At 46.5% G+C, this 20,456-nt stretch carries 18 protein-coding genes; 6 read left to right on the top strand and 12 right to left on the bottom strand.

Annotated elements, in window-relative coordinates:
• Positions 1–61: 61 nt before the first annotated feature.
• From BP97_RS0128185 to BP97_RS40390, 3 genes are all read right to left on the bottom strand, one after another.
• Positions 62–343 (bottom strand): hypothetical protein, encoded by a 282-nt coding sequence (locus BP97_RS0128185; RefSeq protein WP_028552109.1) that lies wholly within the window; start codon positions 341–343, stop codon positions 62–64.
• A gap of 224 nt (positions 344–567) precedes the next feature.
• Positions 568–1,119, bottom strand: coding sequence for a GrpB family protein (locus tag BP97_RS39440; RefSeq protein WP_064745751.1), 552 nt, complete (start codon positions 1,117–1,119; stop codon positions 568–570).
• A 25-nt stretch (positions 1,120–1,144) separates the two neighbouring features.
• A complete protein-coding gene (locus BP97_RS40390) occupies positions 1,145–1,390 on the bottom strand; it encodes a hypothetical protein (RefSeq protein WP_156043368.1) in 246 nt (81 codons plus the stop codon).
• Positions 1,391–1,688: 298 nt separating this feature from the next.
• On the opposite strand from BP97_RS40390, the gene BP97_RS0128175 reads away from it, so the two are divergent.
• Entirely contained in the window at positions 1,689–2,306 is a 618-nt protein-coding gene (locus BP97_RS0128175; RefSeq protein WP_028552108.1) for a TVP38/TMEM64 family protein, read from the top strand.
• Between the two features lie 91 nt (positions 2,307–2,397).
• On the opposite strand, the gene BP97_RS0128170 is transcribed toward BP97_RS0128175, so the two are convergent.
• Together BP97_RS0128170 and BP97_RS0128165 are read right to left on the bottom strand one after the other, a co-directional pair.
• Positions 2,398–3,624: an oligogalacturonate lyase family protein gene (locus BP97_RS0128170; RefSeq protein WP_028552107.1), complete on the bottom strand. Its 1,227-nt coding sequence runs from the start codon at positions 3,622–3,624 to the stop codon at positions 2,398–2,400.
• 143 nt (positions 3,625–3,767) lie between these two features.
• Complete coding sequence (locus BP97_RS0128165; protein WP_028552106.1) at positions 3,768–5,171, bottom strand: family 4 glycosyl hydrolase; 1,404 nt, start codon at positions 5,169–5,171, stop codon at positions 3,768–3,770.
• A 221-nt stretch (positions 5,172–5,392) separates the two neighbouring features.
• On the opposite strand from BP97_RS0128165, the gene BP97_RS39170 reads away from it, so the two are divergent.
• Entirely contained in the window at positions 5,393–6,175 is a 783-nt protein-coding gene (locus tag BP97_RS39170) for an AraC family transcriptional regulator (protein WP_197035553.1), read from the top strand.
• A 167-nt stretch (positions 6,176–6,342) separates the two neighbouring features.
• On the opposite strand, the gene BP97_RS37675 is transcribed toward BP97_RS39170, so the two are convergent.
• On the bottom strand, positions 6,343–9,513 hold the full coding sequence (locus BP97_RS37675) for a chondroitinase family polysaccharide lyase (protein WP_051621018.1): 3,171 nt from the start codon (positions 9,511–9,513) through the stop codon (positions 6,343–6,345).
• 99 nt (positions 9,514–9,612) lie between these two features.
• Between BP97_RS37675 and BP97_RS41235 the strand changes: the two genes are divergently transcribed.
• Both BP97_RS41235 and BP97_RS41230 read left to right on the top strand, forming a co-directional pair.
• Positions 9,613–10,110 (top strand): hypothetical protein, encoded by a 498-nt coding sequence (locus BP97_RS41235; protein ID WP_028552104.1) that lies wholly within the window; start codon positions 9,613–9,615, stop codon positions 10,108–10,110.
• Positions 10,008–10,694, top strand: a complete 687-nt coding sequence (locus BP97_RS41230) for an ROK family protein (RefSeq protein WP_231506463.1) — start codon at positions 10,008–10,010, stop codon at positions 10,692–10,694. Before BP97_RS41235 ends, BP97_RS41230 begins: the two co-directional genes overlap by 103 nt.
• On the opposite strand, the gene BP97_RS39880 is transcribed toward BP97_RS41230, so the two are convergent.
• From BP97_RS39880 to BP97_RS0128125, 4 genes are all read right to left on the bottom strand, one after another.
• Complete coding sequence (locus BP97_RS39880; protein WP_036746669.1) at positions 10,642–11,463, bottom strand: sulfatase-like hydrolase/transferase; 822 nt, start codon at positions 11,461–11,463, stop codon at positions 10,642–10,644. The genes BP97_RS41230 and BP97_RS39880 overlap by 53 nt on opposite strands.
• A 156-nt stretch (positions 11,464–11,619) precedes the next feature.
• On the bottom strand, positions 11,620–12,237 hold the full coding sequence (locus BP97_RS0128135; RefSeq protein ID WP_028552101.1) for a 3-keto-disaccharide hydrolase: 618 nt from the start codon (positions 12,235–12,237) through the stop codon (positions 11,620–11,622).
• 155 nt (positions 12,238–12,392) lie between these two features.
• Positions 12,393–12,668 (bottom strand): hypothetical protein, encoded by a 276-nt coding sequence (locus BP97_RS41780; protein WP_156043366.1) that lies wholly within the window; start codon positions 12,666–12,668, stop codon positions 12,393–12,395.
• Between the two features lie 520 nt (positions 12,669–13,188).
• A complete protein-coding gene (locus BP97_RS0128125) occupies positions 13,189–14,928 on the bottom strand; it encodes a Rieske (2Fe-2S) protein (protein ID WP_028552099.1) in 1,740 nt (579 codons plus the stop codon).
• A gap of 306 nt (positions 14,929–15,234) precedes the next feature.
• On the opposite strand from BP97_RS0128125, the gene BP97_RS41225 reads away from it, so the two are divergent.
• Positions 15,235–15,846, top strand: a complete 612-nt coding sequence (locus BP97_RS41225; RefSeq protein ID WP_051621017.1) for a DUF3892 domain-containing protein — start codon at positions 15,235–15,237, stop codon at positions 15,844–15,846.
• A gap of 696 nt (positions 15,847–16,542) precedes the next feature.
• On the opposite strand, the gene BP97_RS0128115 is transcribed toward BP97_RS41225, so the two are convergent.
• The gene (locus tag BP97_RS0128115; protein ID WP_028552097.1) at positions 16,543–17,100 is read right to left on the bottom strand and encodes a TetR/AcrR family transcriptional regulator; all 558 of its coding nucleotides are present in this window, start codon (positions 17,098–17,100) and stop codon (positions 16,543–16,545) included.
• A 170-nt stretch (positions 17,101–17,270) separates the two neighbouring features.
• Between BP97_RS0128115 and BP97_RS0128110 the strand changes: the two genes are divergently transcribed.
• The gene (locus BP97_RS0128110) at positions 17,271–18,755 is read left to right on the top strand and encodes a DHA2 family efflux MFS transporter permease subunit (RefSeq protein ID WP_028552096.1); all 1,485 of its coding nucleotides are present in this window, start codon (positions 17,271–17,273) and stop codon (positions 18,753–18,755) included.
• A gap of 241 nt (positions 18,756–18,996) precedes the next feature.
• On the opposite strand, the gene BP97_RS37660 is transcribed toward BP97_RS0128110, so the two are convergent.
• Positions 18,997–20,436, bottom strand: a complete 1,440-nt coding sequence (locus BP97_RS37660) for a DUF5050 domain-containing protein (protein WP_051621016.1) — start codon at positions 20,434–20,436, stop codon at positions 18,997–18,999.
• Between the last annotated feature and the right edge of the window lie 20 nt (positions 20,437–20,456).

Raw genomic sequence — 20,456 nt, 5'->3', positions numbered from 1 at the left:
CATACCGAGGCGCTCCTTTTTTGACAAAGCCCATTTCTTAGGCTATACAGGAATGTTTAGCTTAAAGATCGGGCAGTGATTCAATATGTGCCTCGACTTCAAAAATAAATCCCTCAAGGTGTTCGCAGTCAAACCAATCGCTTTTTTTATTTATCTCATATAACGCATGGTATCCATGATGATTAATCAATAATTTCCAGCCTTCTCTTGAAATCATAGCTTCCAATATCTGGCAGTGATCAAATAACTTTTCAACCGTAGCTCTATTCAACAAATCAGTATAATGATATTCGGTTCCAATTGGCTCAGGATAGATTCGATATGCTAACCATTTCTTTTCCATTTTACACCTCTATGAGTTTCAAACGAATTAATCTAAATTCTATATTCAACGATTTACAAATAGTTTCCTGCACTATCCTGCCAGTTAGTTCAACAAAGACAGCCGATCGTTGTGACCGGCTGCCGTCGTGTCTATATTCAGCTATCATACCCCCATTAGCTTAGCAAAAATAATTGAGTGAGGTGATGTTTTCAGCGATAAAATTTACCCCTGTTTGTCAATGTCTAATGGCCAGAATTATTGTGCCAAACTCGTGCACGTTCTTTCATCTCCTCTACAAAGGAGCGCTTGTAGTTCTGATATCCTAATAAGCTATTGGGTGATATTTGTTCCGCTGCTTTCTTAATTGAAGCATAAAAACAAACTTCCTCGGGATGTGTACGCAGATAATCACGAAATAATATATTATCTCTCCACAAGTCACCATCAAACGGTACAATACTTATGTTAAAATGATTCAGCTCTCTTTTTTGGAAGAAAAATCGACCAGGTCTTCGCCCGTCTTCGCCTAAAAATTCATAGTTTAGCTTTGCAAGAGCTTGAATATGAGCATCTGTATGACGAGCACCAGATTGTGTTCCAACCAGAATATCGACTATAGGCTTAGCATCCAACCCAGGTACTGAAGTGCTACCGAAATGTTCGATTGAGCTAACGATTTCAGAAATTGCATTTCTTATGCTGTATGCTTCTTCGGCAAATAAAACGGTCCATTTAGGGTCATAAGGAATTACTCTGACTTCCGTTTTTTCGACCTTGTTCTGTTTTTTTGACACTCGACATCAATCCCCCTACAAAGTATTATCCCATTACAATTATAATAGAAGCACCAACTACTCCTAAATCAAAAGAATAAAATCCGGTGATTCCCTGTGTTTCGCGGCAAGTCCTATCTATTCTTCTCTTCTCAGCGGTAATTGGAACGCACAGATCGGCAATCGGAACAGATTGTTGACATACAGAATTGACAAGAATTTGTTCCGATAAAATAAAAAAGCCGCAGCTTCTGCGGATTTTTATTGATCTATACTCTTTGATACTCGGCATCTGGGACTCCCTGTCTACCAAGCAGTGTTGCTAGGTTAAATCCGAATAATAATGTTGTAGATTATCCCCATTGAACTATCATTCTTCAATTGTTGAACAGGGCTAATACTTTGCAGTTACAGACTTCCAATAACTACTATGTTTATGTACAATTTCAAACTGTGCTTTGGCTAACCCTATCTCTTCGCACGAACTCGTCGAGCGGACAATATACCAATGAAGAATGTTTGTGTGTTACACTAAGTATGATCAACACGGCCAGAAGAAAGACTCAGACCAAGGGAGACATCTTAGCAAAATGAAGAAATGGTACACCATCGGTATGTATCTCGTGCTCATAATCATTGTCTATGTATTCAAGGATGAAATTTTACATTGGATGCAATTTGGGGATGCGCCCGTTCTGCTTATTTTTGTGGCTGCGCTCGGTTTTATTATCATACCGGTTATCCCCTACAAAATAGTTATCGGCATGCTCGGGTTTATGTACGGTCCATTGCTTGGCGCTTTGATCAGCTGGACTGCTGCTTCCGTTGCGTCTGTCATTGTTTTTTTGGTGGCACGCTACTTGTTTCAAAAGCAGGGCCGTGCTTACTTGTCCAAGTACGAAAAGCTGGAAAAGCTCCAATCCGCGATTGAAAAAAATCCGTTTCTTACTATTTTATTGGCTCGACTGATCCCGGTTATCCCTCAGGCTGTCGTTAATGTCATTCCTGCCATTACTTCTATTCCGGTCGTTACATTCGCCGTTGCGTCCGCATTGGGCAAAATTCCTGCTATGCTCCTGTTTGCGTTTATCGGCAGTAATCTGTTTGCAGGCACCAGCAAGCTCGTTTTGTCCGTCGGCGTGTATGTTCTTTTTTTGGCGTCTGTCTACGTCGTTTACCGCGTCTGGCTCAAGAAGCGATGGCTTTAAGCAGCCGCCTGACATTGATCCAAGAATAGCTCAGTAACATTCCCAATAAGAGATTTTTTGAAGTGACTGTCGTTACCCGCCAGAAGCTTATTTACATATCGTTCAGATCAACGAGGTATAAGTTTCCTTTTGTTCGCTCGTTATGAGCATCCGAAGTAAACAAGACGTATCGGTCGTCATGACTGAAGATCGGATGCGCGTGTACATCCTGAACGGTGAAGCTGCTGTTGTGACGGCAGAGGAGTGTCATATCCAGCCCAAGCCGCTGCCAATCCATTCGGCACAAGTGGATGCTGTAAGCATCAATAATCCCGTCAGTTACGAGCAGCGATTCGTCTGTGCTTGCCGTAAAATGTCCGTAAGCCGTCATCTCCGGCGAAAAGCTCAACTCGGCGCACTGTCCGTCTCTCGTGTCCATGTACCCGACAAAGCTGACGATTTGGCCTTGTTCTCTTGAGCTATCTTTCATCGCCGGGTCGTTTGGTACTCCTCGGGTCCCGTGATAGATGACCGCTTTGCCCACGCCAGCCCACATCTCGTGGCAAATCCATAACGACGGTCCGCCATCCGATTGATCCCTTACTCTGGTGATCGCACCATGGTCATATAGCCAGATGCGCTGCTCCACCATGCCGCCCTCGTGATTAAACAGCACGATGTTCGGATCGTGCGGGTGAAACTGCACATGCGTTACCCAGCCTTGATGACTAAACGAATACAAGATCTCTCCCGTGGTCGTATCGACAACGACAATATGAGAGCTCAACTGCTCTTTCTTCACATTATCCCGAATCAGACCAAACGGATTCCCCTCTCCAACCTCGAACGCATCCGCATCGATATATGGAATGCACGCATATCGGCCGTCGCTGAACAAATGCGTAAATCCGGTCATCACGCGCTCTGGAAGAACGTAAACCACGCGCTCTTCCAGAGAGTTTACGTTCAATAGCCGAACCTCGCTGCCTTGTATATACAGTAGCTTATCCGCAGCAGGGGCAAAGCTGGGGCTCGCTTTAGCTAGGCCGCGATACGGATTGCCATCGTAATAGACGTAGCTTTTCATATAGCCGTCCCGGTTTTCAGTCAATTGAACGGCAGTTCCGTCGTCCAGCGCCAGCTTGAACAGATTGGGGCTGCCCGTCCCCGTATCACTGATATAAAGAATGTGCCGGTTATCTGCGGTGAAGCTGCTGCTCGTAAAATATAGATGATGGTGGTTACCGGGCAGCGATGTGAGCTGTGTAACGGTTCGTCCCGTTATCTCATCCTTGCGTTTCTCCAGCCGGTGCTGCAGCATTTTACTAGACGTATTCATTTGAGCCCTCCCTTTCCGTGAGAAAAACGTCTTTCGACATGTTTCGAAGATAAGCGACCATAAGGTTTGCTTCAGCAAAACTCGCATTGTAAGCATGGAAGTTTTTATCGCGATTAAGAATATAATCAGTTTCCAACCTGAAACTAATTAGTTCTTATGTGGTTAAAAAATCTCGGCAGCCAGCTTCGGTTCGCCCGCAGCAGCGTATCGGCCAGCTCGCCGAGCTCGGAGAAATCGGCTAGCCCGCTTAACGGATCGAGGCTTAACGCTTCAAGCAGCGTTGCCCGGCTTCCTTCCAGTGCAGCCTTCACCGTCAGCTCGTGCACATCGGCATGCAGGCGGCACAAACTGCCGATCGGACCGGGCAGCGCACCCGTTGACCATGGGTGAACCCCGCTCTTGTCAACGGTGGCCAGCGTCTCCACGATGACATCCCGGGGCATGTTTGTGAGCTGGCCCTCGTTCGGAACGTTCACAATGGCGGTTGTTTCGCCTCCGGTGACAATGGCCTTAATGATTTCGGTCATTTCCTCACCGGATCGCTGCCACGATACCTCCTTCGCCCCACTCGCCAGCTGGCGGATGTTATCCAACTGGTGAACTTTGAACATACGTCTTGCTTCAACCGTCGTTTTCAGCACCCCGTATTTCATGCCGTACCCGTTCCTTACATTGCATAGGCTCGGGTAAAACTCAACCAAATGGCGGTCCCCGGCAAGCGGCAAATATCCAAAATGGCGGCACAGGGCAAGCTTCGCCGCACTTTTATTATGGAACGAGTCGTTTGCTTGCCCCTTCGCCAGATCGTCCTCGAGCTCCCAGCGACCCCTGGCGTATTCCCGAATTTGCGGAAGCACATCTTCTCCGCGAAGCTCCGCCTTGGTCAGCCATATGAAATGGTTAACCCCTGCTACCGTATAATGCAAGCCTTGCTCGGGAAGCCAGCGGTATAAGTAATCCGTGACGTTCATCCCTTCCGGCTTGTGCAAGCCGAGCATCGGGCCGAAATATTTCGGAGCCGCATGCAGCTCATGGCACATCCCGACCACTTTGACGGTCTTAGCCGCCATACTCATGGCGCGGGTGACGGCGCTCATCGGATTGGTCACATTGAGCAGCCATGCCCCCGGGCACATCTCCTCCATCTCCTGCACAAGCTCGTAAGCAACCGGCACCGTTCGCAGCGAAGCGGAGATACCGCAGGGCCCTACGGTCATCGATACCGGTTGCCGGATGCCGTATTGGATCGGTAACTCCAAATCGTTCCAGAACGCGTCCATTGCACCGGGACTGAATGTCGTCAGCACGAAATCGGCCCCCTGCAGCGCTTCTTTCTGCTGTTCGACGATACGGATGCGGTATTCCTTGCCCCTCAGCCTGTTGAAGTTGTGCAGCATCGCCGCCACTGCTTCGACATGCTCCCGGTTCGGATCGACCAGCCGGATTTCTCCCCTCTGGATTTCGTCAAGCAAATATACGTCGCGCATGAGGCCCGGCATCCAGTTGACACTGCCGCCGCCGATGACCGTTAATACGATTGAATCCATTTTGTTCGCCTCCCAGGGTGATTCCAACTCCATCAGGACTAAGAGTACCATCCGGAACAAGAAAGCGTCTTCATTTATCTTGTTTTATCACCATAAATTCACCTATCTTGCTATAATATTTATAAGGTATTTTTGACTTTTTAAAGTTGAAGGAGGGGCATTACTGAATATATCCGATATCCCTTATGACCGGACCCCACCCTTTTCCATCAGTTATTCCAATGAACGGGAAACCGGTGATCCACCATTACCACAACGCATTTGAGTTCGATTTCTTTGTAAAAGCAGATCTGGAAATTTTCGTTCGGGACAATAAATATACGATCAGCGACGGAGATTTCTTTTTCATTAACGAATACGATATTCATCGCATCTTTTATCGCCCTAACCGGGCTTATGCAAGATACGTGATTAATTTCAGCAAGGATTTCATTAAAGACGTGCTTCGTGGAACGGGACTTGAGCCCGCTTTGGAGTGGATGGTGACACAAGGGCCACGTAAGGTGGAAACGAAGCCGGAGCAGCGCAGCAAAGTGATCTCTCTTTTCGATCCCCTGGTTAAGGCTTATGACCAAATCCTTCAAACCGGCGATCCTCTAGCTCAAGCTAAGGTGAAATTATATCTGCTGTTGCTGCTTATCCAGTTCAAGGAGCTGGCCGAAGTCCAGCCTCCTCCAGCTGCAGATAACCCGCACATCAAGGGATTGATCCGCTACATCGACGAGAATTACGTGAATCCGATCACACTGGATCAGCTGCAAAAGGAATTCAGACTAAGCAAATACTACATCAGCCATCTGTTTAAGGAGACCACCCATTTTACCGTATTCGAGTACGTCTTGAACCGCAGAATAGTGGAAGCGAAGAAACTGCTGGAGCATACGGAGCTGCCCATCATTCAGGTTGCCATGAGCTGCGGCTTTAACAACCTGCAGCATTTCTATAGAATCTTCCAGCGGTATGTGAATCAGACACCCCTGCAGTACCGTAAGGGATTAAGATGAAAAAACCGTCTATCGACTTACTTTGAGGACGAGCGAACGCATCCCCTAGTACATCAACCTTTTCACAGAATGAAAAAAGGCCCATACCGCGGGCCAGAGTGGGAATCAAAATAATTTCATAAAAAAATTCACATTACCCTTTATCATCTCTTTACCAGGCTCTAGCTCTATATCTCCTCGAGCTCAATCTCAATTGTATGGCCGTTAACGCACTGGATGTCCAACAACGTCTTATCGTCATCCGACGTCACTGCAATAACAGCATGTGGGAGCGGGTTCGAGCGGCATATCCAACGCCCCTCCAGCTCCACCTGCACAATGGTTTTCGTTCCAGCAGTCCAGACGGTTTTTTCATCCATCTGTTGATTTTTCAGTTTCGGAAGACGGAGATCCGGATCGGCCAGACTGAGCAGCAGACGCGAATCACGCCGCTTCTCCATAACGATTACAGGTGTGCTCGACTTCCTGAAGACGCCGAATGTCATCGTGCTCGATTCGTCGAATATCGCATACCCGATCGACTGCTTCTCATGATGGGAAACGACATGAGCAGATGCGTCCTTCTGCAGCACCCTATGGCGAGGCGAGACTGCATAGCGATTCACCTCATCAGGTGTCGTCTGTACGAGAATAGCGTATTCGTAATCGGCATCCTGCGGACGAATGCCATGGTCGATCCAGGCCGTGGTATAGCAGCCTTCCGTCTCCTTCACACCTCTATGGTCGCGCGAATGCTGAACGTTTCGTTCGATAATAAGTCCTCCTGCCTCCTTCACCACATAACCGTTTCCGTACGGATCGAGCATCCAGGTCGATTGTCCGTTTGCACCGTTATGGCGCCATGGCAGCTGAGTGACCTCCGTCCCTTCTAAAAGGAACGGGACAGAACTACTTCCCAAAAATGACTGGAACAGCGTCGTTGTTACACGATTTTCAACATCGTCGCAGCAAATGCCGGACCCTATCACAATAACATCGCCGCCAAAATAAAACACTGACTTGATCGCGCGGAAGCTGGGATCGAACACGGTATCGTGAAGCTTCATAGAGAATACTCCATCCATACCCTCGCTTGTGACGCCTCCTACGAACGTTTCATCTGTAAACGAACGAGTCTTGTCCGTAAAGGATCGAGCTCCCCTGCTCGGTCTACCGGTCTCCAGTTCCTCCAGCACGACATGCTTAGCAGTCGTCCCTGGCCATCTGCACCAGTCCCAGCCCCGATCCAACGAATAACCGCTGCTCTCTGCGCTCGGTGTGGAGTCTCCGGCAAAGATTTGAATCGCCCCGTAACTGATGTATCGCCCATATACGTTCTCCCCAAGCTGTGACTTGTGGGTGGACACTGAAGGCCGCATGCCGTGGGCTTCAAAATCGAAGACATACTGGCTCCATCCTTTTGTGGAAAGCATCCAGTTATCGCGTCTCAGCACCGCCAGAGCAGAGGATGGCTTGATCCAGAAGCCTTCAGGACTGTTTTCGGGTTCAAAGCCTGCAAGAGAAAGCTTCACCGTAAGCTGCAGTCCTCCAAGCGTATCCATATATTCGACGCCTTTACTGTCAGCCTTCGCGAAAAATTGTTTCAAAAATGGCTCTTCTGGATTCCAAAGCCTCATGAACGCTCCGGCCAGTTCACGGTCCACCTGCTCTCCGGAGAACGCCAAGTACGCATAAGCCGACAGCAATTCATGAGTGGAAGGTCCTTTGGATGGGTAGCGTCCGCTTATTCCAGTCGGCACATCGTATTTATTCGTGACGATCCGCAATGTCAGCAATGCTCGCTTCACGTTCTCTACAGATTCCGCTTCCAGAGCGAACGGTGTGCCGTGAAGCAAATACGTCATCAGAGCAGCTGTTTCCAGGGCATTGGGCGCATAGGCACTCATGTAGACGCCTCGATGATGGAATCCCATATAATCGTGCTTGATCGTCCCCGCAAACCCCGGCGCTATTGCAAGCGCATGATTCATCCACAGAAGAAGTCCCCGCATGTGCCGCACTTTCTCAGGTGAATCGTCCATTGCGAGAACGACGAGCAACTTATATACAAACCGTGTGCGCACTTCGTCTGCGGTTGTTTCCGTATAGTCTTTGTCCGGGAAGCCGTATGTTTTACCGAAGTTGATAAACCAGTGCATCGCAGCCTGTTCCCGTTGCAGCCGCCCCGTTTTTCTCAATTCCTCCCGCATGAGGAAAACGGAATGAAAATAGCCGTTGTTGCGGTTCGTCTCATGATCGAGCGTTTCGAGCCCGCTTCCAGCAGCCCAGCCTTGATCGTGAAAATGATCGAATAAGTCCAACGCCTTGAACTTACTCTCGTCATTCCCGTTCAGTTTGTAATCGAGCACAATGGGCAGAAAAATCGTCCTGGCGACGTCCTTTCCAAATTCAGGACCATGAGACGATCGGCTGGAAAACAAAGGAACACCTGTCACATTTCCGTTCTCATCCCGTCGGATGCCCAAAGCGTCATAGCATTCCACCCCTTCGCGAATGAACGATTGAAGCGATTCATAACGAATCCGCAGGGGCTCCAAAGAGAGATCTATGTCATGGCCCAATATCCAGCGCTCATAGCGCTTGGTGATCGTGGCGAACGCGTTTTTCTGCTCCGAAGTGATTTCAGGCTCCTCCGGCAATCCGGGTCGCAGTCTGCTGAAATAAAAGCTACGATCCCATGACCCGCCTTTGCCTCCGTTCGCTTTTTGACGTAGAAACGGCAGCTGCCAGTCAGAAGATCGCGACGCAGGAACCGATTCGACGAATTCAATGACATCGATGAATATCGTGCCGCTTTCTTCTTCTGCAGGCGGAATCATCTCCATCATCATAAGCGGTTCGTATTCATTGAGACCAGCGGTTGGATCATAACCGCCGTCTTCACGAAAATGGATATTAAATCCTCTCCAACCTGTAAATCCGACTCCAATCTCGAAGGAGCACGGGGCTTGCCCCAAGCTAAATCCCCGTTCGGACCCAAACCGGAATGTCAAATTGCCGGATAACGCTCTCTCATTGTAAATCCAAAATTTAATTCCGCCGTTCCTGCTTTGGCATGCATTATCCAGATGGTTCGGCCGGTCAGCAACAAGCTTCGAACCTTGCTCCCACTGCCATTTTAATGAACGAGATCCATGTTTATAGTGTGCGGCTGATAGGGAGAGAAATCCTCCCCCCTCCGCTCGCCATTGCTCAGGCACCGAACTCCCTTCAAAAGACTCCGCATACAGGAATGAACCGTCGTCGCCGTATGATACGCTCCTTCCATGTGCTATGGATTCAACGGAAGGAACACCCAGTTTAACTTGCGCTTGTACTTGTTTCTGCTCTTTCTTCATGTGCTTCACCATCTCCTTATCTTATTGTGCATTAGTTTTGGCTCGGATAATTAACCAAACCTAAACATATGCAAAGAATTAAACTATTACATATTCGGCATGCGCCTGAGGACCGGAGGAAGACCGGCCACCAAGCTGGTCCTCGCTTCACAAACGCACGCAGTGCTAGGAGCCGACCTGAATAACAACCGATGGGTTCTTGGTGCATTCGATTTGCAGGGTTTCCCGCTTCGAACGATTAGCATTCCGATCGCTTCTCCTTCGCCTGAGGCGGCCATTCAGGCGTTAGCGGACCAGCTTCCCAAGTTTGTAGAAAATCTGAACAAACACGTTGTGCCGTTACTTGGGCTGGGCGTTCCCGGGATCGTCGATACGCGGGACGGCATGATACGCAGTTCCGCCGTACTGGGCTGGCAACGCATCCGCTTGGGGGCAATGGCGCATGACGCAATGGGTTGGCCGACTGCCGTTCTTAACCGGAGCTGGCCCGCGGGTTGTCGGAGTGCAGGTACGGTTCAGGAAAGCCGTATAACAACACCATCTACATTGGTGTCGATACAGGCATTGGGGCCGGCATTTACGTTAATCGTGAATTGATACACGGCACCTTGGGCGGGGCCGGGGAAATTGGTCACACAACCGTCTCATTCGACGGACCCTTATGCCCTTGCGGCAACATGGGATGCCTCCAAATGCATTCTTCCTCTTCCGCTATCGAACAAGAAGCACGGCGCATACTCAGACAAGGAACCCATTCATCGCTGCTTGGCTTCTCAGCCAGTGACATTCAGATGTTGAATGCCGAGATGATTTGCCAGGCCGCCAACGATGGCGACGAACTGGCCGTTCAGGTGATAGTGAAGGCTGCGTCATATCTCGGGCTGGCAACGGCTAACCTCGTAAATGTGCTGAATCCGGACGCTATTATACTGGGAGGCTGGATTCCAATGAAATGTCCGCTCTACCTGCAAACCACAGAGAAAGTAATGAGACAGCGGGCTGTAAGTCAATTAGCCGCAGCTGTTGTTGTTCATCCGGGTACGTTCGATGAAACAGGTAGCGCGCTCGGAGCGGCTAATTATGTGCTAGATCGTCATCTTTCTTTCTCTCATCTGTATACCGAGCCGGTTAATGCGTATCTACACTTGGATAAGATAATTTTCCGAAACAGGTGCGAATAAGCGTCAATCGAACGGCCCCGTTATTCGCCCTGCCTGATATCCTTTGCTCTCTCGACCGGCGCTTTATCAGTGACGCCATCGTTGACTTTGTGAATCTTATGCTAATTGGATGGGTTGGCGTGTTCGGATAGATTTTTCGGCCGTCCAGGCCAAATCCAGAATCGCAAGCGTATCTTCCAGGCAAGCCCCGAAAGAACATCCCGATTGAAAACGTGCAATCGCATCTGTGAAAGAATTGCATCGTCCTGCAGCGATCGACGGAAGCCAAAGGTTCTGGAGCGGTTAAATCCGATGCAAAACGTTGCTTGACCGTGATTGATCTCGCTTTCGTGCTATCGTAGCGGATAATTCCGCCATTACCAGCAATTTCAATCGTTTGTGACGACTCTTCTGATTCCCCCCAATATCCGAGCAGCTGTGCGATGGCCCCGATTTGAAGATCGATATGATGAATATTCCCATAGTATCCAATCCTAGCTCTACGGATTTCTTCATTGCTTCGCTGTCCTCTCCATGCATCCGGTTTAGCGGAATCCTTCTTCACATCGTGCATAGTGGACCATTCACCGATGTGCGGTTGCGGAATTTCTTTCTTTTCATATATATCATAGTAAAAGGCGGGAGCGTCGTAAGGTGAATGAGGTCGGGCGAATGATGTCTTTAAGAAAAACGGCTTGTTCGGATCCCGGTTGCGAAGAAACTGACGGGATTCATTGATTGTCCAGTTGGTCGGATGCAGAAATTCCGGCGCGTGGTAGGGACGAGACATCCACGAGATCCAGTCGATTCCGTGATCATTGAAGCCGAAATCGCCTGTTTTGTTTTTTTCAAACCATCTTCGCTATTTCTTTTGTCAATATATGAATTAAGTGGTTCATTTACACCATCACATAATAGGATTTATGTAAGCGGTGCACGGCCACAGTCATGATATTGATATAACTTTTATATTTCTAAATTCAACGTAGCCACCGTGATCTTGCAGTCCTATATGCCCTAAGCGCTGTTGATCCCTCCAAGCATATTTGAATTTATTATCGGTACCGTCCGGGTTTTTACCAGCAACCGACCATTGATTAATATCGGCTTTGACGACCACTTCCCTGTTAAGTATTATTTCAATATAATTGCGATTACATGAAACTCTCAATTGATTCCATTCTCCAGCCTTACGAACTGCATTCTTGGAGGGAGCAACCAGATCATATAAAGCGCCTGAGCTATTCTTGACCAACTTATCCTGATCGTAGGTATCGAGTATTTGCGCTTCAAGACCCGTATTTACTGGATCCTGAAGATCGGACCACCTGAAGAAAACGCCGCTGTTGACCTTTGGTGCTGTTTTATATTCAAGGATGAGAACAAAATTTTCAAACCGATCAATGGTATACAAATATCCGCTTCTTTCACCCTTGCACACAATGCTCCCATTTTGCACAATCCATCCGTCGAGGTTGAGCGTTGAAGCCCAGCCATTCAGTGATTCCCCGTCGAATAAAAGCCGATAACCCTTTTGTACTTCTTCATTGGTTAAATCGTTCATTCTGTTACCCTCCTAAATTAAATTACTACTCTCCCCATTCTTATTTGATAAAAATATGTCAGTCCACTCGCAATAGTTCAAAAACAAACTATTGATTGTGGTATATCGCCTATTATAACCTGATCATACCATACTTAAGTATAAATATGAACTAACTAAAATAATATCTTCGATTTTTTCTCTATCCTAACCGGATGTTGCCAACGAGAATTAAAAACGGGCAAAACAGGGTTCAGCATAAATTCCCAACGACAGTATTGATTCCAGGTCAAATATACGAGTAGACAGACATATTTACTAACGGGGGTGATTCCTAACTCACTGAGTATATGGTGATACAGCGCAGACACTTTCACGGTTCCTTTTAGAAGTGCATTGATGACTAGGTTTATCTCATAAGTCAAAAGCGCAAACTCTCCCGTGACCACCATTGTACTCCTCACTTCTTAAAAGTTTGTACTGACAAAATAACATTTAATGAGTTGCGGGACACATTCTACACTCAAAAAATTGAATATGTAAATGAACAAGGAGTTAAGTGCATGGTATCCGCGCTTAACTCCTTTATAACGTCCACTGCCGCTTTCTTCGGTAGGTTGTGGGCAGGCAGAAGCCACACGGCTTCATCCTGTCTGTTCATTTTGAGGTGATATCCTTCTTCTTGACTAGTTTACGACGGTATCAGCAGCAGGACCTACCGGACAGAAAGATAAAGTCCCCTTCTTCTTAAATTGTTCTTGCAGCTGTGTGTGTTCCTACGAAATGACCGTACGGACAGAAATATATCATGACCCCAAGTGCAACAAAGCTGCCGAATCATTCGCGGCAGCTTTGTTATCGGGTAAATAATTGAGCTATCGTATCCTGTTACGTTATGGACAACGGCGGGATTTAGTAACAACCGCTTATACCTCTACTATGCAATAATTGCTTCGGCTTGCCTCTCTCACTTTATTCTTCTTCGAATAATTTCTCGCCTCGATGGAGCCGCCATGCTATTTTCGCCGTATGGGGCCTCTCGCGGGAAGTCGGAGCATGCGCCGCCAAATAACGGGTAACCGCAAGGATCAGCGTTTCGCGGGCTTTCTCTGCGAACGGTCCCGACTCGGAAGCCCAGCGGTCATATTCCGCCACGGCCGCCTCGTACATCTGGAAGGAGTGGAATTCCGCATCCTCTCGAAGCAGCGCATGACCCAATACGTTGAATAAAGGTTCCGGCTTTCCGCCGCTGCGCAGATAGCGAATCACCCATGCCGCCGCCGGCGCTACCTGCTGCTGCTTGTCGAGAATCTCAAGCAGCTCCGTGGGCTGCGGCACGTCCCCAGCCTCGCCAGTCACAGCCGGTCTCGGGGCAGCGGGGATGTTCAAAAACCGGTCGAGGTATATTGTAGCCGCCGAATGGAAAATTCCGCGAACCAGCCATGGATCGGCGGAACGGATCAAACCTTCGTGAACGGCGTGAGCATGCGTAAACGTGTGTAGCACCGAAATCCAGTCCCCGAAATCGTTCTGCGTATGGAAACGGACTACCCGTTCCGCTGCAGCCAATGCAGCAATTTGCGAAATGCGTACCGGAGAGGCGCCGCCGAGCAAAGATTCTTTCAGCACTCGAACCGTCCGTAGCGGATCGTCTCCAAGCAGTGATTGGAGCAGCTCCTCGTCGTCAATACAGGAGCCTCCCCCTCTAGATGAAACGCCTTTATTGGATAGCTCCTCGAACGCTTCCATCAACGGCTGAACCAAATTGACCGGAGACTGCCAGCTGTGCAGCTCTTCACTGCGTGACGCGTCTCCAAACATCGGTACGAGCGAAGCGAGGACATAATTGCGCTGCTCGTCCCCCACATACTTCAAGCTTTCGAATGCTTTATTATGGAAATCCAGCGTATGGCCTCCATTAATATAGAAATGGTCCGTCACCGCCATGCTCATCATTGAGAATAATCTAATTTCATCCGCCCCCGCCTGCACGGCGGTCAGCAGCACCCGTTCTGCGCCGCGCGTATCCCGAACCTCGATGCAGTCACAGTACCATTCCGTCAGCCGTTCTTTGGTGACGCTCGTATTAGGGAGCGGATTGAGCAAGAAACGCGTTCCGCTTCCGGCTGAGTCGCGCGCAGTGTGCAGCAATCCTTGAAACAACGCAAGGATCCGACCTTGTTTATCAAGCTTGGGCAGGACGTTGGCCATCGCAGTCAGAATCGTTAATCCGGATCCCCACCCTTGCCTACGCTGTTTGACCCCGAATTCGACCCCAAGCGCTGCGATTTCCGTCTCGGGAACGCCTGCCTCCATTAAACCGACTACGGCTTTGGCTATGACAAGACCGATATTTTGCTCAATGCCACTCAGAAGCCGGTCTTTATACAGCTGAACTTGATTGCCATTCCGGGAAATCGGGTTGACCCAAATTACTCCGTCTTGAACGGTTATGTCGTGTACCGGAACATCGTCCGCCCAAGGGTCGAGTGTTCCACCGCTGCATACGTCAAACCGCGCATGATGCCAATGGCATGTCAAAATTCCGTCGCATAAACTCCCCATGTGGAGCGGAAAACCGAGGTGAGGGCACCGGTTGTCAAGCGCATGCACTGCATCCTCGTGATAAAAAACTACGATGCCCCCCTTGATCAGCTTCGGTCCTTGCTCTTGAAGCTCGTCTACCCTACCCGCTTGAATCCAACGGTCCATGAAAACGCCTCCAATTCCCAATGTGATTTGCTTTCCTTATTTATACAGTATCATACTTTAAATACATTTTAAATATGTATATTTACAAAGTTGATATTTTTTCTACACAGGTATTTCTTCTGAATGCGCGTCATGTTCAAATCGTCCGGAATCGGGGTGCCGGCCAACAAATGGTGGCAGTTGTCACTGTTAGGTGGAAAGTGTTTTCGAGCTGCGTGGATCACTATTTGAAGAGTATAATTTTTAGCAGTTTGGCAAATGATAATCCCACATTTTTTATTATTTTGTGAAGGAGCTAGTATCCTAATGCCCAGACGTAGAAAATGGCAACAAATTAGTCAAAATCAGCCTAACCCATCTTATGAAAATTCTGTTCCCACGACTCACAATGAAAACTTTGCTTGGAATGGAACACCAATTCCTCACTTTGAACAAATTAGTTCACTGGAAAATGCGAATTCCTTAGAACAGGGAAACACACAGATATTCCAAGGTGGTATGCCTGTGCCAGGAGCATCCGGCGACCCTAATGCTGATTATGGGCAACGAAATACCGGAATTAATAACGCCGATGCTCGTAATGTAGGTTACCAGGGTGGATATACCGGATATAACAACAAAGGTCAACCGGTACAGTACGGTACTTTTATGCGGGACGGGACGCAATATGGTAAGGGTCCTCATACAATTGACCCTAACAAAGCGATAATCCAAGCAGTTCGTTATGAAAATGGCGGTATAAGTGCAGTTCAGTTTCAGGATGGTTCCGTCGCGGACATTGCTTCAGCTATTGCATTGGCAGAAATGGGTCTAATTGAAGATGTTAACACAGGTAAAAACCGGGAGGGACAAAAAACCCTAAGATCTTATCCGGATGGCAACCCGGACAATAACCTTTCAAATCTGCCACGTTTTTAAAAACCGGTTGCATCCTTCAATAAAATTTTCAAATAAGCACCACGCGTAAATTTAGTATCGAGTGGTGTTGCGTTGCATAAAGTTTGTCACATAATTGATGAGTGGCATTTACACAAGCGCTGATAGGACCCGAAATCAGCAGAGCCTCGAGCACTTCGGCCATGGGGGTCCTTTCTTTTTCGTCAGGTTGGAGAGCGTTACTCCTCCTTGTAAAGATGATCCCCCTATACTTCTGAGATTGCTCTTTCTCTTATGCTTTTATGTAACTAAAATGAAAGAATCTCACTAATCCTAGTGCTCAACTCTCAGAAAAAATCGTTTAAAACGTAAATTACGCGAAATACTTCTTTCGCGTAATTTTTTTTTGATGCTTTCATGACATTTATTTTTTTATTTTTCGGTTTTCCGCGCAGTCTGTAACGGGAAGTTTAAAGGCCATCCTTTACGGGTGGCCCTTTTTTGATCTCACTATCTCAATAGTCTTAAATCTACTAACGGGATAATTTCCGCCAGTATATTATGTTTCTCTCCGCTTCATCTTTCAACCAAGCCTGATATGCTTCTACTTCAAGCAACCCTCCCCTACCATGAATACTTTTCCGTACTTATCGGTTAGTTCTGTATAATCTGTAATTTACATTCCGTTAAAATCTCAGGGGTTTTCATATTGAGTATTTCGTCTTTGGCTCATATATTTCATTCAAATGGTAACCGCTTGTAAAGTAAAGCGACTTGATTGGCGATGTATTCCGAGCTGAAATTGATCCCATCCTTCATCCACCACGTCAATACACCAAGTATCGACGAGGTTAAAATATCAATGGACACGTAATTAGTTGGTATTAGATCTAACTTCTTGTTTCGTCGAGCTTCGATAAGATTTCTTATAAGAACGAATAATTTCGTTTCAGAGCCTTTGTGTTCAAACAAAACAGAAATAAGCCTTCGATTTGTATAGATATGGTCTAAAAAAAGTGTAAATTGTTCTCGATCCTCTTTGATTTCATCATGTGTAAGAGGATTTAACTTGTTAGACAGTTCGTCGAAAAAATCATTTGATATTTGGTCCATCAAATCGTCAACATCTTGAAAGTGAAGATAAAATGTGGCTCTGTTTAATTCGGCTCTATCAGCGATTCTCTGCACAGTTATTTGGTGAGGGGGAGCTTCTTCGTTCAAAATCGAGAGCATGGCCTTCTTGAAGGTTTGTTTGGACCTTACCGCTCGCGGATCCTCTTTTCTAGTTATAGACATTTCAATACTCCTTTATCGATAATACACCATTTTATTGACATCGGGATTTAAACTGCCGATTAATCGACATTTAAAAAGAATCTGTAAATGGGAAATTAATTATACATGTGTTAAGATCTATTTTATTGATATTATGTCTATAAAGCAACAATTGGGAGGAATATGTTGTAATGGAAAAAGAGAGAGACAACATTAAGGTAGGAGTCTTATTGTTTGTTATGATTTTGGGTTGCTTTTTGTCCACCTTGAATCAAACATTGTTGAATGTTGCCCTACCGAATTTAATGGATGTATTCCATGTATCGGCTACCACCGCACAATGGCTTTCAACCGGATTTATGCTCGTGAATGGAGTCCTGATCCCCATAACGGCATTTTTAATGAAACGTTTTACGACAAGACAATTATTCTTAAGTTCCATGATTTTCTTATTAGTAGGCAGCCTTATCTGCGCAATGTCATCTAATTTCGAAGTGTTACTAGTTGGTCGTATGGTTCAAGCAGCCGGTACGGGAATCATTACACCTCTAATGATGAGCGTTATTCTAATGATTATCCCAACCGAAAAACGAGGAAGCGTGATGGGACTTATCGGATTTGCCGTTATCTTTGCTCCAGCCATAGCGCCTACTCTATCTGGTTTCATTATTGAGTATGTATCGTGGAGGTGGTTATTTATCGGTATAGTTCCGTTTACGATCATCGTTATTTTGCTGGCATTAAAAAATTTAGTCAATGTATCGGAAACTGTAAAGGCCAAACTGGATGTATTTAGTGTTGTTTTATCAACGATTGGTTTTGGCTTTGTTTTATTTGGTTTTAGCGCAGCGGGCAAGAAAGGTTGGGACTCCCCTGTTGTTATTTGTTCCTTGATCATTGGAGTTCTGTTCACGTTTATTTTTTGCCTCCGTCAAATAAAATCTAAGGATCCGTTGTTGAATTTATCTGTATTTAAATACAAAATATTTTCTTTAACCTCCATAATTAACGTTCTGGTAACTATGATGATGTATGCAGATATGATCCTGCTACCGATTTACCTTCAGACTGGTCGAGGTTATACCGCCTTTGAAGCTGGTCTGTTGTTACTGCCAGGTGCCGTTATCAATGCATTGTTATCTCCTTACACGGGTAAGCTATACGATAAATTGGGTCCGAAGCCCTTATTTATTACCGGACTTTTATTCATTATTCCTGCTATGTGGGCGGTTACTGACTTATCTGATTCCACCAGTTATTTTTATCTGCTGATTCGTACCATTTGCTTACGAATAGGCTTAAGCTGCATTACGATGCCGCTCAATACGGCTGGATTAAATGCGTTGCCTAGACATCTTGGCACTCATGGCTCCGCTGTTAACAATACGGTTCGACAAATCGCAGGAGCGATTGGAACGGCTGTCGTGGTTACTGTATTTACTTCTCAAACAGCCCATCATGCCACCGAAATCGCAAAAGAGAACGTCGGATTGTCGCCTCAACAAATAGCCAGTCACTCTTCGATCATGGGCTCAAGCGATTCTTACATGTTCATGACGATATTAGCGGTTGCCGCAATTCTTCTGACGCTATTTATGCCCAAAAAACTAGCTTTAAAAAATGAAATTGAAAAATCTGTTGAACAAGTGAGAGCTGCTAAATCACCTTCAAACTAAAGAAAGGTTGGGGAACGGTATCCCCAACCTTTTTCATTCATAAACGGCAAGCCGTAAATGAGCTTAGATGCTTATTCTTTCTCATCTCAATATTCGATATCCTCCATTCCTTGCTTGTCTTAATCAAAGTTACAATTATGTCTGCTTTATTGTCATGGTTACCATTATCTAAAGAATGAAATCCATCATTATACTGACCAAGGGTGTTTTTTTTCAGTTATCTGGATCAGCATAAAAAAGATTACTCGACGTCCATGTGCTCGAAGTAATAATTTCCTACTCCTCCCAACTTAGTGTCATTAGGGAAATATAGCGTTTTACCAGCAAAATAAAGACTCCAAGCTCGTGCCTCCGTAAGTTTCTCAAAATCCGATCCATCTACCCGGATTCTCTCGATCGTTGCAGCCCCTTGGATGCCGAAAGAACCCCTTACCAAGTAAATCCATCCGTCACGATAACTCAATGCTATAATATTTTTTTCGGCGGTGTATACGGGAATGACGACGGAATCGTCAAGGCTCATCTTGTTGAGTTGATACGAATTGTTTTGCACCATATAAATCCAGCCGTCAATGACCGTCATCCGTGACACATCTGCCTGCAGTCTCACCTGCTCGGAGCCATCAAGATTCATGGCGTACAGATTATTTGTTGCCTCACCCTCCATAAGATAATAAATTTTGTTGCCATTCAGTGCCATGTAGTAATTGATTTTGCCACTAACGAGCAACTGGTCTCCCGTACCGTCGATGTTTATCTTGTAGATGCCGTTGTGTCGATCATTGCCACCCATTGTGCCTTCTCGAACCTGAAACAATTGATGAACATAGTAGATTGAATTGTCCTTCACCCATATTGTATTTAGGGCATGCGGTGCGTCAACTATCTGGCTGCGCTGCGTTCCATCTGTTTTGATTTTGTAAATACCGTCATTGGCCACAGCATAGTACAGCCACTCTCCGACGACATTGATCGATCTGGCATTATCGCCCGTGAGCTTAATTTCTTCTCCTCCGTTTTTGTTGACTTTAACGAGCTTCTTTCCATCCGGGTTCATATAAATCCAGTCGCCCTGAACAGCAACAAGACCGCCATTGGTTACATTGAAAAAGCTATTCTGTTGCTCAGGCTTATGGGTTTTCTCTTCACACGATTCGATGCTCAATCCTCGAGTTGTGTTCCAACTTGTCTTCCAGCCAAACTCATCGTGAGTGAATCGCCACGTCATCGGAAAATACGTGATGTTACGGAAAAGCAGGATCGGATACATCTCTTTCACATTATCAACTGATTTTCCGTTGACTTGGACGGAAAAAGGCGTCAATTCTGCTGTTTGGATGGTATCATATTCATATGAAATTGTTTGCGGTACCAAATCTTGCTCTAGGGGCGTGCATGCGTCTTTCTTCTGCAGCGATAACCCCCCTACTGCATCCCAAGAGACCGACAACCCAAGCGCCGAGGTATTCTTCCAAGTCATCGGGGAGTAAGTGACGTCTTTGTAAAGTAGAGGAGGATATTCATTATGATTCACGTCCATGTACGTCCCGTTAACGGCAATGGGGAACGTTGGGATACTAACCTGTACTTGCACAGCATTTGCCTGTACATCCAGTACTTGACTTGAACTGCTTAAACCGATCAGCAGCATTCCAAAAAACACAATTGTTTTCTTCCACATAATGGGACATCACCTCCATC

It is taken from the genome of Paenibacillus sp. UNC451MF (assembly GCF_000686845.1).
GTDB lineage: Bacteria > Bacillota > Bacilli > Paenibacillales > NBRC-103111 > Paenibacillus_S.
The sequence above is the reverse complement of the archived record's forward strand: the minus strand, read 5'-3'. Positions and strand labels throughout refer to the sequence as shown.